Source organism: Pseudomonas sp. JL3 (assembly GCF_031570575.1).
In the GTDB taxonomy this organism is placed as follows: domain Bacteria; phylum Pseudomonadota; class Gammaproteobacteria; order Pseudomonadales; family Pseudomonadaceae; genus Aquipseudomonas; species Aquipseudomonas cucumis.
Genome location: NZ_JAKWJK010000010.1, coordinates 191,208 through 203,678, shown reverse-complemented (window position 1 = coordinate 203,678; position 12,471 = coordinate 191,208). Strand labels below are relative to the sequence as shown.

Genomic DNA, 12,471 nt, shown 5'->3' with positions numbered 1-12,471 from the left:
CCCTCGCAGGGTGTGGGGGTGACCATCTCATTAATGCCCCGTATCGATTGATACGGGGCATTTCTATTTTTTGCCAAAAAGCAGATCAAGGCCCGCTTGTGGCGGGCCATGAAGCAGCTTAAGCCAGCGCTTCGGCGCGCTTGCCCAGCAGACGGTCACAAACCACCGCAACCACCAGGGTCATGACCGATGGCACCAGCCACGCCAGACCTTGTTCGCTCAGCGGCAGGTGAGTCAGTTGCGTCGGCATCCAGTCGGCCAGACCGGCGCCTTTGAGGGCATCAATCAGGCCGAAGATGAACGACACCAGCATCACCGGACCGACAATACGGCCCTGCTCATGCCAGAAGTCCTTGCAGAAGCTCAGGGCTACCAGGGCGATGCACGGCGGGTAGATGGCGGTCAGCACCGGGATCGAGAAAGCAATCAGCTTGGTGAGGCCCAGGTTGGACACCAACAGGGAGAACGCAGCCAGGATGATCACCAGCGTCTTGTAGGACAGTGGCAGTACACGGCTGAAGTATTCGGCACAGGCACACGTCAGACCAACCGCTGTTACCAGGCAGGCCAGGGAGATCAGCACCGCAAGGAAACCGCTGCCCAACGAACCAAATGTGTGCTGAACGTAGGCGTGCAATACCGCCGCGCCGTTGGTAGCACCGGCGGCCACTTCATGGCTGCCCGAACCGAGACGGAACAGACTGACGTAAACCAGCGCCAGCCCCACGCCGGCAATCAGCCCTGCAATGATCGCGTAACGGGTAATCAACGCCGGCGATTCCACGCCCCGGGAACGAATGGCGTTGACAATGACGATGCCGAAAACCAGCGCACCCAGGGTATCCATGGTCAGGTAACCATTGATAAAGCCTTGGGAGAACGGTGCCGCGACATATTCAGGTGTGGCCACGCCGATATCACCAGCCGGCAACGCGAACGCAGCGATGCCGAGGACGGCCAGGGCGATGATCTTCAGCGGTGCAAGGAAACGTCCTACCGTGTCCAGCAGACGGCCCGGATAGAGCGAGATGAAGAACACCAGCAGGAAGTACACCGAGCTATAGAGAAACAGCGCCAGCGGGCTCTCGCCGGTCAGCGGCGCCAGGCCCACTTCGAACGACACGGTCGCGGTGCGCGGCGTCGCGAACAATGGGCCAACAGCGAGGTAGCACGCGGCTGCCAGCAAGCCACCGGCGACTTTACCGATCGGGCTGCTCAAGGCATCCATTGCACCACCGACCTTGGCCAGGGCAACAACGGTGATCACCGGCAAACCAACCGCGGTGATCAGAAAACCCAGCGCCGCCATCCAGACATTAGGCCCGGACTGCAAACCGACGATAGGCGGGAAGATGATGTTGCCAGCCCCGACGAACAGAGCAAACGTCATAAAACCCAGTGCCAGGATGTCCTGGCCTTTCAACACTTTCATCAAGGAAATACCACACTACTGAATCGGAATTTAGAGAGGGATTTCCCTTATGGGTGAGGGAAATGCTGTCGGCCCGTATAGGACTAACCCGTTTAGCGCGTCGCTGCCTTGTGGGCCGCGGACGCAAAAATGGCTGCTAGCCTAACGAATTTGCACGACAAACGCACTGTTACGGGGCGAACTATCCGATACGCGACATTTCAATGTCGCGTTTACATATCTAATTTTCCTACCTCGGCACAGATCATTCCCACGCTGCGTGGGAATGCAATCCCGTGACGCTCTGCGTCACATTCAAAGGCGGAACGCGGAGCGTCCCTGGCGGCGTTCCCACGCAGCGCGTGGGAACGATCACCCGGAAACGACAAAGGCCACCCGAAGGTGGCCTTTGTTTGGTGAAGCGTCAGTTAAGCGCGAGGCTTACTTGACGGCCCAACCGGTCAGCTCGGCCAGGGCCTTGCCGATGTCTGCCAGCGAACGCACGGTTTTAACGCCTGCGTCTTGCAGCGCAGCGAATTTCTCGTCTGCAGTGCCTTTGCCGCCAGAGATGATTGCGCCAGCATGGCCCATGCGCTTGCCCGGAGGAGCAGTCACACCAGCGATGTAGGAAACAACAGGCTTGGTCACGTGTGCCTTGATGTAGGCAGCCGCTTCTTCTTCAGCCGAACCGCCGATCTCGCCGATCATCACGATCGCTTCGGTCTTCGGGTCTTCCTGGAACAGCTTCAGGATGTCGATGAAGTTCGAACCCGGGATCGGGTCACCACCGATGCCGACGCAAGTCGACTGACCGAAACCGGCGTCAGTAGTCTGCTTCACAGCTTCGTAGGTCAGGGTGCCGGAACGGGAAACGATACCGACCTTGCCTGGCAAGTGAATGTGACCTGGCATGATGCCGATCTTGCATTCGCCTGGAGTGATCACGCCTGGGCAGTTAGGACCGATCAGGACTACGCCCAGCTCGTCGCACTTGACCTTGGCATCCAGCATGTCCAGGGTAGGAATGCCTTCAGTGATGCAAACGATCAGCTTGATGCCGCCGAAGGCTGCTTCCAGGATGGAGTCCTTGCAGAAAGGAGCTGGAACGTAGATCACGCTGGCGGTGGCGCCAGTGGCAGCTACAGCGTCTTTCACGGTGTTGAACACTGGCAGACCCAGGTGTTCGGTGCCGCCTTTACCAGGCGTTACACCACCAACCATCTTGGTGCCGTACTCGATGGCTTGCTGGGTGTGGAAACTACCTTGCGAACCGGTAATACCCTGGCAGATAACTTTGGTGTCTTTATTGATCAGGACGCTCATTATTTGCCCTCCGCAGCTTTAACGACTTGTTGAGCAGCGTCGGTCAGGCTGGTAGCAGCGATGATGTTCAAACCGCTTTCTGCCAGTACTTTAGCGCCCAGCTCAGCGTTGTTGCCTTCAAGGCGAACAACAACCGGGATTTTCACGCCGACTTCTTTCACAGCGCCGATGATGCCTTCGGCAATCATGTCGCAACGAACGATGCCGCCGAAGATGTTGACCAGTACTGCAGCGACGTTAGTGTCGGACAGGATGATCTTGAACGCTTCGGTAACGCGTTCTTTGGTAGCACCGCCGCCCACGTCGAGGAAGTTGGCTGGTTTGCCGCCATGCAGGTTGACGATGTCCATGGTACCCATGGCCAGGCCAGCACCGTTGACCATGCAACCGATGTTGCCTTCCAGCGCTACATAGTTCAGTTCGAACTTGGCAGCGTGCGCTTCGCGCGGATCGTCTTGCGACGGATCGTGGAAAGTCTTCAGCTTAGGCTGACGGTACATGGCGTTGGCGTCGATGTTGATCTTGGCATCGAGGCAATGCAGATCGCCGTCAGCCTTGATCACCAGCGGGTTCACTTCCAGCAGAGCCAGGTCGTGATCCTTGAACAGCTTGGCCAGACCTACGAAGATCTTGGCGAACTGAGCAACTTGCTTGCCTTCCAGACCCAGCTGGAATGCCAGCTCGCGACCCTGGAATGGCTGAGCGCCAACCAGTGGATCGATAGTGGCCTTGAGGATTTTCTCAGGGGTGTCGTGAGCGATTTTCTCGATGTCCACGCCACCTTCGGTGGAAGCCATGAACACGATGCGACGGCTCGAACGGTCAACGACAGCGCCCAGGTACAGCTCTTTAGCGATATCAGTGCACGATTCAACCAGGATCTTGGTGACTGGCTGACCATTGGCATCAGTCTGGTAAGTCACCAGACGCTTGCCCAACCACTGTTGAGCGAATGCTTTGGCGTCTTCTTTGCTGCGAACCAGCTTTACGCCGCCCGCTTTACCGCGACCACCAGCGTGGACCTGGGCTTTGACAACCCACTCGCTGCCGCCGATTTTGTCGCAAGCTTCTGCTGCTGCTTCCGGGGTGTCTACTGCGTAGCCGGTGGAAACTGGCAGGCCGTACTCAGCGAACAGCTGCTTACCCTGATACTCGTGAAGATTCATGCTTATTACCGTCTTCGTTAGGTACTGCGCATTCGGTGCTGCACTTGTTCAAGTGCCGCACCACCTGTGACTGCTGCTTGCGTAGCAGAGCTACGCAAGACTGCGTCCAGCGGACATTCCGCGGTGAGTCTTGCATGCAAGGCTCACGACGGGCCGTACCGCCGTGGTTTCTTATTGTCTTAACGCTTCTTGCGGTTGGCGATGTGGATGGCGCCGCCATTCACAGCCAAAGCTGCTTCGTGCAAGGCTTCAGACAGGGTCGGATGGGAGAAAACCATCATGCCCAGGTCTTCAGCGCTGGTGCCGAATTCCATACCGATCGCGCCCTGCTGAACCAGTTCTGCAGCGCTCGGGCCAATCACGTGGACGCCCAATACGCGGTCAGTCTTGGCATCGGCAATGACTTTCACGAAACCGCCGGTGTCGTTGGCTGCCATGGCACGGCCACTGGCTGCGAACGGGAAGGTGCCAACGTTAACTTCAACGCCTTCAGCCTTCAAGGCCTGCTCGGTTTTGCCGACCCACGCGATTTCCGGGTGAGTATAAATAACCGAAGGGATCAAGTCATAGTTCATCTGGGCTTTATGGCCCTTGATGCGCTCAACAACCATGATGCCTTCTTCCGAGGCCTTGTGTGCCAGCATCATGCCGCGAACCACGTCACCGATGGCGTAAACGCCCGGTACGGTGGTAGCGCAGTGATCGTCAACGTGCACGAAACCGCGCTCGTCCAGGGTCACGCCGCAATCAGCAGCCAGCAGATCAGTGGTCACCGGACGGCGGCCAACAGCTACGATCAGCTTGTCGAAAGTGATGTTCTGTTCGCCGTTGGCATCGGTGTAGTTCACAACGACTTCGTCGCCGTTCACTTTGGAACCGGTAACGCGAGCACCCAGCTTGATGTCCAGACCTTGTTTGGTCAGGGTTTTCAGCGCTTCCTTGGAAACGGCAGCGTCAGCGGCCATCAGGAAGGTGTCCAGCGCTTCGAGAACGGTCACTTCTGCGCCCAGACGAGACCAGACCGAACCCAGTTCCAGACCGATCACGCCAGCGCCAATCACGCCCAGACGTTTTGGCACCGATTGGAATTCCAGCGCGCCAGTCGAATCGACGATCACATTCTGGTCGACCGGAGCCGGTGGAATGTCGATCGGACGCGAACCTGGAGCCAGAATCACGTTCTCGGCTTCAATGATTTCTACCGAACCGTCAGGCTTGGTGACTTCGACTTTCTTGCCGGCCAGCAGTTTGCCGTGGCCCTGGATCGAGGTCACACCGTTGGCTTTGAACAGGGTCGCAACGCCGGAGGTCAGGCCTTTTACGATGTTGGCTTTACGGCCGACCATCGCTGCCACGTCCATGGTCACGCCAGCGTGGTTGATACCGTGGATTGCGAAGCCGTCTTGGGCTTCGTGGAACTTCCAGGAGCTGTCCAGCAGCGCCTTGGATGGAATGCAGCCGACGTTCAGGCAAGTACCGCCGAGGGCCAGTTTGCCTTCCTTGTCGGTGTATTTCTCGATGCAGGCAGTGGAGAGGCCCAGTTGCGCTGCTTTAATGGCAGCCACGTAGCCGCCAGGGCCCGCGCCAATCACTACCACGTCGAATTTCTGAGTCATGTGTCATTCCTTCTCGAATCAAACCGGACGGCCCCTTTTGGGGACCGTCGTGGGACGAAGCTGGTCATTACAGAAGGGCCGCCCATCGCTGAGCGGCCCGTGCAACGAAATCAGATATCCAGCAGCAAACGAGCCGGGTCTTCCAGCAGGTTCTTGATGGTAACCAGGAAGGTCACAGCTTCTTTGCCGTCGATCAAACGGTGATCGTAGGACAGAGCGAGGTACATCATCGGACGGATAACGACTTGACCGTTGATTGCCATAGGACGCTGCAGAATGTTGTGCATGCCCAGGATGGCCGCTTGTGGCGGGTTGACGATCGGCGTCGACATCATCGAACCGAAAGTACCACCGTTGGTGATGGTGAACGTACCACCGGTCATTTCGTCCATCGACAGCTTGCCGTCACGAGCCTTCTTGCCGAAGGTGGCGATGCCGCCTTCGATTTCAGCCAGGCTCATCAGTTCGGCGTTACGCAGAACCGGTACAACCAGGCCGCGGTCGCTGGAAACAGCCACACCGACGTCAGCGTAGCCGTGATAAACGATGTCAGCACCGTCGATCGACGCGTTGACAGCCGGGAAGCGTTTCAGCGCTTCGGTGGCAGCCTTGACGAAGAACGACATGAAGCCCAGGCGCACGCCGTTGTGGGACTTCTCGAACAGGTCCTTGTACTTCGAACGCAACGCCATGACTTCGGTCATGTCGACTTCGTTGAAAGTGGTCAGCATTGCCATGTTCGATTGAGCTTCAACCAGACGCTTGGCGACGGTGGCCCGCACGCGGGTCATTGGTACGCGCTTCTCGATGCGATCGCCAGCAGCGAACACTGGAGCAGCGGCAGCAGGTGCAGCAGCCTTGGCAGGCGCGGCAGCCGGAGCGGCTTTCTTGGCAGCTACAGCGGCAACAACGTCTTCCTTGGTCACGCGACCGCCTTTGCCAGTGCCGGCAACGGAAGCGATGTTGATGCTGTTTTCTTCAGCCAGCTTGCGAGCTGCCGGTGCAGCAACAGGATCGTCTTCGCCCGCTTCGGCAGGAGCGGCGGCAGCGGCAGCCGGTGCAGCAGCGGCGGCTGGAGCGGCAGCAGCACTGCCCTCACCGATGGAGCCCAGAACTTCGTCGGATAGAACGGTGTCGCCTTCGTTCTTGACGATAGCGCCCAACACGCCGTCAGCGGTAGCCAACACTTCCAGTACAACTTTGTCAGTTTCGATGTCGACGATCAGTTCGTCACGCTTGACGGCGTCGCCCGGCTTTTTGTGCCAGGTGGCAACGGTGCCATCGGCAACCGATTCCGGGAAAGTGGGGGCTTTGATTTCGATAGCCATTATCTGTGAGTCCTTAAATTCGGTTTCAAGTGCGCGAAGGCGTTAAACAGTAAAGGCGTCTTGCAGCAGTTTTTCCTGCTGCTCAGCGTGCATCGATGCGTAACCGCATGCAGGTGCAGCAGAAGCCTCACGGCCCGCGTACTCAAGTACGAGAGACTTGTTGAGATTACTGATGCTGCGACGCATGTGGTGTTGGCTGCAGTACCACGCCCCCTGGTTCATCGGCTCTTCCTGGCACCACACGGCATTTTTGACGTTGGTGTAAGGAGCCAGGACTTCTTTCAAGTCGTCCTCAGGGAATGGGTACAGTTGCTCGATACGCACGATGGCGATGTCATCACGACCTTCGGCACGGCGTTTTTCCAGCAGGTCGTAGTAGACCTTGCCGCTACACAGAACAACGCGCTCGACCTTGTTCGGGTCCAGTGCATCGATTTCCGGGATAACGGTCTGGAACGAACCTTCGGCCAGATCTTCCAGGGTCGAGATGGCCAGCTTGTGACGCAACAGCGACTTCGGAGTCAGAACGATCAATGGCTTGCGCAGCGGGCGAATCACCTGACGGCGCAGCAAGTGGTAGATCTGGGCCGGGGTAGTCGGTACAGCCACCTGAATGTTGTGCTCGGCGCACAGCTGCAGGTAACGCTCCAGACGTGCCGACGAGTGCTCCGGCCCCTGACCTTCATAACCGTGCGGCAGCAGCATGGTCAGACCGCAGAGACGGCCCCACTTGTGCTCGCCACTGGTGATGAACTGGTCGATAACCACTTGGGCACCGTTGGCGAAGTCGCCGAACTGGGCTTCCCAGATCACCAGCGCCTCAGGCGTGGTGGTCGAGTAACCGTATTCGAACGCCAGCACGGCTTCTTCGGACAGGAACGAATCGTACAGGTCGAAACGTGGCTGGCCCTTGTACAGGTTTTGCAGCGGGACGTAGGTACCCGCGTCTTTCTGGTTGTGCAAGACAGCGTGACGGTGCGAGAACGTACCGCGACCGATGTCCTGACCCGTCATGCGAATCGGGTGACCTTCGAACGACAGGGTCGCGTACGCCATGGTTTCGGCGTAACCCCAGTTGATCGGCAGGCCGCCGGCTTGCATTTTCTGACGGTCTTCGTAGATTTTCGAGACTTGGCGCTGAACCACGAAGCCTTCCGGAATTTCCAGCAGCTTGGCGGACAGTTCCTGCAAGGTTTTCAGATCGAAGCGAGTGTCGTGACGCGCGGTCCAGGCGTGGCCCAGATACGGACGCCAGTCCACGAACAACTCTTTGTTCGGCTCTTTGACCAGGCTTTTTACTACGTGCAGACCGTTGTCCAGCGCGTTGCGGTATTCGTCGACTTTCGCCTGAACACGCTCTGCGTCCAGCACACCGCTCTGGGTCAGACGATCGGCATACAGCTCACGGGTGGTGCGCTGTTTGGTGATCTGCTGATACATGATTGGCTGGGTGCCGCTAGGCTCGTCGGCCTCGTTGTGGCCGCGACGACGGTAGCAGACCAGGTCAATCACCACGTCACGCTTGAACTGCATGCGGTAGTCGATGGCCAGCTGGGTCACGAACAATACGGCTTCCGGATCATCACCATTTACATGGAGGATCGGCGCCTGGATCATCTTCGCAACGTCGGTCGCGTACTCGGTGGAGCGCGAGTCCAACGGGTTGCTGATGGTGAAACCGACCTGGTTGTTGATCACGATGTGCACGGTGCCGCCGGTCTTGAAACCGCGGGTCTGCGACATCTGGAAGGTTTCCATCACCACACCCTGACCGGCGAATGCCGCGTCACCGTGGATGGAGATCGGCAGAACCTTCTCGCCGGTAGGGTCGTTACGACGATCCTGACGGGCGCGAACCGAACCCTCGACCACGGGTGAAACGATTTCCAGGTGGGACGGGTTGAACGCCATGGCCAGGTGAACTTCACCGCCAGTGGTCATCACGTTGGACGAGAAGCCCTGGTGATATTTAACGTCACCGGAACCCAACTCGACCTTCTTCTTGCCTTCGAACTCGTCGAACAGCTCGCGCGGGTTCTTGCCGAAGGTGTTGACCAGCACGTTCAGACGACCACGGTGGGCCATGCCGATGACGATTTCCTTGGTGCCGTAGGAGCCAGAGCGCTGGATCAACTCGTCGAGCATCGGAATCAGGCTCTCGCCGCCTTCCAGACCGAAACGCTTGGTACCCGGGTATTTGGTCCCGAGGTATTTTTCCAGGCCTTCACCGGCGGTGACGCGCTCGAGCAGGTGGCTCTTGATGTCGGCGGAGTACGTCGGACGGCCGCGCACGCTTTCCAGACGCTGCTGGAACCACTGGCGCTGCTCGGAATCGGTGATGTGCGTAAATTCAGCGCCGATGGTGCGGCAATATGTCTGCTGCAACGCTTCGTGAATTTCGCGTAGGCTCGCCTCCTCTTTGCCGATGAACAGGTCGCCGGCACGGAAGGTCGTATCAAGATCGGCATTGGTCAAGCCGTAATGATTGATCGACAGGTCTGCAGGTGCAGGACGCTGCCACAGCCCCAGCGGGTCAAGCTGGGCTGCCTGGTGGCCACGCATACGGTAGGCCTGGATCAATCGCAGCACTTCAACTTGCTTCTTCTCGTGCTCACTGCTCACGCTCCCGGCGGAAACCGGTTGGGCGCGGCGCTGGTTCTTTGCCAGCAAGACGAAATGATCGCGAATTGTGGAGTGCGAAACATCGGTGGCAGTGTTGCCATCAGCAGGCAACTTCTGGAAGTAGGTGCGCCACTCTTCTGGCACAGCGTTAGGGTCGTGCAGGTAGAGCTCATAGAGCTCTTCCACATAGGCAGCGTTACTACCGGATAGGTAGGCGCTGTTCCACATGCGCTGCATCACGCTTTCTTGCATGCTTGGTCACCCTCGGTTAGGGGAACACCACCGGCGTCGACACCGAGAAAACTTGCAGAAGTCCGAATGCAGCGACTAAAACAAGCCACTTAGGATCACGCTGATAGTCCGGGTACCAGCCCGGATGCCCCTGCTTGTCTCATTTCTTCAAAATAAGAGCCGCAGCCTTATAAGCTGCTGCTCAGGTTAAAACTACGGCGCCGGTTGAAGCCTGCGCCGTAGCATCTACGGGTACAGCGGTCCTACGGGTACAGCAGCTGAATCACACGCCGCTTTGCAGCAGCATGTTACGAATGTGACCGATGGCCTTAGTCGGGTTCAGGCCTTTCGGACAAACGTTGACGCAGTTCATGATGCCCCGGCAGCGGAATACGCTGAACGGGTCATCCAGCGAAGCCAGACGCTCGGATGTCTTGTTGTCGCGGCTGTCTGCCAGGAAGCGATAGGCTTGCAGCAGAGCAGCCGGACCCAGGAACTTGTCCGGGTTCCACCAGAAGGACGGGCACGAAGTCGAGCAGCAAGCGCACAGGATGCACTCGTACAGACCGTCGAGCTTTTCACGCTCTTCAGGGGACTGCAGACGCTCGATGGCCGGAGCCGGCGTGTCGTTCTGCAGGTATGGCTTAACCTTTTCGTATTGCTTGTAGAAGATGCTCATATCGACGACTAGGTCACGGATAACCGGCAAACCTGGCAGCGGACGGACGATCAGCTTGTTACGTTTTACGACGGCAGACAGCGGCGTGATGCACGCCAGACCGTTTTTGCCGTTGATGTTCATGCCGTCGGAACCGCAAACACCTTCACGGCAAGAGCGACGATAGGAGAAACCTTCGTCCTGCTCTTTGATCAGGGCCAGCACGTCCAGCACCATCAGGTCTTTACCACCGGTATCAACCTGGAATTCCTGCATGAACGGCGCAGCGTCCTGATCAGGGTTGTAACGATAAACACTGACTTGCAACATGGCGGCCACCCTTAATAAGTCCGAATCTTAGGTTCAAAAGTCGGAACAGTCTTCGGCGAGAAGTTCACAGCACGCTTGGCAACGCGCTTGTCACCCGGGAAGTACAGGGTGTGGCACAGCCAGTTTTCGTCGTCACGGTCTTCGAAGTCTTCACGGGCGTGAGCACCGCGGGACTCTTTGCGCACTTCTGCAGCGATGGCAGTGGCTTCGGCCACTTCCAGCAGGTTCTGCAGTTCCAGCGCTTCGATACGCGCGGTGTTGAACGCCTGGCTCTTGTCGTTGATCTTGACGTTGGCGATACGGCCACGCAGATCAGCCAGCTGAGCAATACCCTTCTGCATGTATTCGCCGGTACGGAACACACCGAAGTAGTTCTGCATGCAGCTTTGCAGTTCGCGACGCAGGGTTGCCACGTCTTCACCTTCGGTACGCTCGTTCAGAGCGGACAGACGTGCCAGGGCCGCGTTGATGTCGGCGTCGGTGGCGTCATCGTATTCGATACCGTCGGTCAGCGCTTTTTCCAGGTGCAGGCCGGCAGCGCGGCCGAATACCACTAGGTCAAGCAGCGAGTTGCCGCCCAGACGGTTGGCGCCGTGAACCGATACGCACGCCACTTCACCCACTGCGAACAGGCCAGGGATGATTTCGTCGACGCCTTCGTCGTTCTGGGTGATTGCCTGACCGTGAATGTTGGTCGGAACGCCGCCCATCATATAGTGGCAGGTCGGAACAACCGGAACCGGAGCAACAACCGGGTCAACGTGCGCGAAAGTCTTGGACAGTTCGCAGATGCCTGGCAGACGGCTGTGCAGCACTTCCTCGCCCAGGTGGTCGAGCTTGAGCATCACGTGGTCGCCATTCGGACCGCAACCGTTACCGGCGATGATTTCTTTAACCATCGAACGGGCAACAACGTCACGACCGGCAAGGTCTTTGGCGTTTGGAGCATAACGCTCCATGAAACGCTCGCCGTGCTTGTTGATCAGGTAACCACCTTCACCACGGCAACCTTCGGTGACCAGTACACCGGCGCCGGCGATGCCGGTCGGGTGGAACTGCCACATTTCGATGTCTTGTACCGGTACGCCGGCACGCAGCGCCATACCAACGCCGTCACCGGTGTTGATCAGGGCATTGGTGGTCGAAGCGTAGATACGACCTGCACCGCCTGTGGCCAGTACGGTGGCCTTGGCACGGATGTAGGTGGTTTCACCGGTTTCGATGCAGATGGCAATCACGCCGACGAATGCGCCGTCCTGGTTTTTCACCAGATCAACAGCGTAGTACTCGTTCAGGAACGTAGTGCCGGCTTTCAGGTTGCCCTGATAAAGGGTGTGCAGCAGCGCGTGGCCGGTACGGTCGGAAGCGGCGCAGGTACGGGCGGCCTGGCCACCTTTACCGTAGTCCTTGGACTGACCACCGAACGGACGCTGATAGATACGACCTTGTTCGGTACGCGAGAACGGCATACCCATGTGGTCCAACTCGTATACGGCGGCAGGACCTTCCTGACACATGTATTCGATAGCGTCCTGGTCACCGATATAGTCGGAACCCTTGACGGTATCGTACATGTGCCAGCGCCAGTCATCGTTCGGATCGGCAGATGCGATGGCGCAGGTGATGCCGCCCTGGGCCGACACGGTGTGCGAACGGGTCGGGAAAACCTTGGTGATCACGGCAGTCTTATGACCGCCCTGTGCCAGTTGCAGCGCTGCGCGCATGCCGGCACCGCCACCACCAATAATGATGGCGTCGAAAGAAATCGTTGGAATGTTAGCCATGG

General features: G+C 58.2%; 8 protein-coding genes. All 8 read right to left on the bottom strand.

The features are described from left to right. Positions 1 to 118 precede the first annotated feature (118 nt). The 8 genes from brnQ to sdhA all read right to left on the bottom strand — a co-directional run bounded on the left by brnQ (position 119) and on the right by sdhA (position 12,469). Positions 119 to 1,432 (bottom strand): branched-chain amino acid transport system II carrier protein, encoded by a 1,314-nt coding sequence (brnQ, locus tag MMG91_RS18385; protein ID WP_305448813.1) that lies wholly within the window; start codon positions 1,430 to 1,432, stop codon positions 119 to 121. Between the two features lie 420 nt (positions 1,433 to 1,852). Further along, entirely contained in the window at positions 1,853 to 2,734 is an 882-nt protein-coding gene (sucD, locus tag MMG91_RS18380) for a succinate--CoA ligase subunit alpha (RefSeq protein WP_007919877.1), read from the bottom strand. Beyond that, on the bottom strand, positions 2,734 to 3,900 hold the full coding sequence (sucC, locus tag MMG91_RS18375; protein ID WP_007919879.1) for an ADP-forming succinate--CoA ligase subunit beta: 1,167 nt from the start codon (positions 3,898 to 3,900) through the stop codon (positions 2,734 to 2,736). The genes sucD and sucC overlap by 1 nt, the downstream gene beginning before the upstream one ends. A gap of 179 nt (positions 3,901 to 4,079) precedes the next feature. Then, complete coding sequence (gene lpdA / locus MMG91_RS18370) at positions 4,080 to 5,516, bottom strand: dihydrolipoyl dehydrogenase (protein WP_305448812.1); 1,437 nt, start codon at positions 5,514 to 5,516, stop codon at positions 4,080 to 4,082. A gap of 110 nt (positions 5,517 to 5,626) precedes the next feature. Beyond that, on the bottom strand, positions 5,627 to 6,844 hold the full coding sequence (gene odhB, locus MMG91_RS18365) for a 2-oxoglutarate dehydrogenase complex dihydrolipoyllysine-residue succinyltransferase (protein WP_310660337.1): 1,218 nt from the start codon (positions 6,842 to 6,844) through the stop codon (positions 5,627 to 5,629). A gap of 42 nt (positions 6,845 to 6,886) precedes the next feature. After that, positions 6,887 to 9,718 carry a 2-oxoglutarate dehydrogenase E1 component gene (locus MMG91_RS18360; RefSeq protein ID WP_310660336.1) on the bottom strand — a complete coding sequence of 944 codons (2,832 nt, stop codon included), beginning with the start codon at positions 9,716 to 9,718 and terminating at the stop codon, positions 6,887 to 6,889. A 262-nt stretch (positions 9,719 to 9,980) separates the two neighbouring features. Further along, positions 9,981 to 10,685, bottom strand: a complete 705-nt coding sequence (locus MMG91_RS18355; RefSeq protein ID WP_007898989.1) for a succinate dehydrogenase iron-sulfur subunit — start codon at positions 10,683 to 10,685, stop codon at positions 9,981 to 9,983. 11 nt (positions 10,686 to 10,696) lie between these two features. Next, positions 10,697 to 12,469, bottom strand: coding sequence for a succinate dehydrogenase flavoprotein subunit (gene sdhA / locus MMG91_RS18350; RefSeq protein ID WP_305448809.1), 1,773 nt, complete (start codon positions 12,467 to 12,469; stop codon positions 10,697 to 10,699). Between the last annotated feature and the right edge of the window lie 2 nt (positions 12,470 to 12,471).

Excerpts from the sequence above, each read along its gene's own strand:
- brnQ (WP_305448813.1), bottom strand. The coding sequence starts at position 1,432 with ATGAAAGTGTTGAAAGGCCAGGACATCCTGGCACTGGGTTTTATGACG.
- sucD (WP_007919877.1), bottom strand. The coding sequence starts at position 2,734 with ATGAGCGTCCTGATCAATAAAGACACCAAAGTTATCTGCCAGGGTATT.
- sucC (WP_007919879.1), bottom strand. The coding sequence starts at position 3,900 with ATGAATCTTCACGAGTATCAGGGTAAGCAGCTGTTCGCTGAGTACGGC.
- lpdA (WP_305448812.1), bottom strand. The coding sequence starts at position 5,516 with ATGACTCAGAAATTCGACGTGGTAGTGATTGGCGCGGGCCCTGGCGGC.
- odhB (WP_310660337.1), bottom strand. The coding sequence starts at position 6,844 with ATGGCTATCGAAATCAAAGCCCCCACTTTCCCGGAATCGGTTGCCGAT.
- MMG91_RS18360 (WP_310660336.1), bottom strand. The coding sequence starts at position 9,718 with ATGCAAGAAAGCGTGATGCAGCGCATGTGGAACAGCGCCTACCTATCC.
- MMG91_RS18355 (WP_007898989.1), bottom strand. The coding sequence starts at position 10,685 with ATGTTGCAAGTCAGTGTTTATCGTTACAACCCTGATCAGGACGCTGCG.
- sdhA (WP_305448809.1), bottom strand. The coding sequence starts at position 12,469 with ATGGCTAACATTCCAACGATTTCTTTCGACGCCATCATTATTGGTGGT.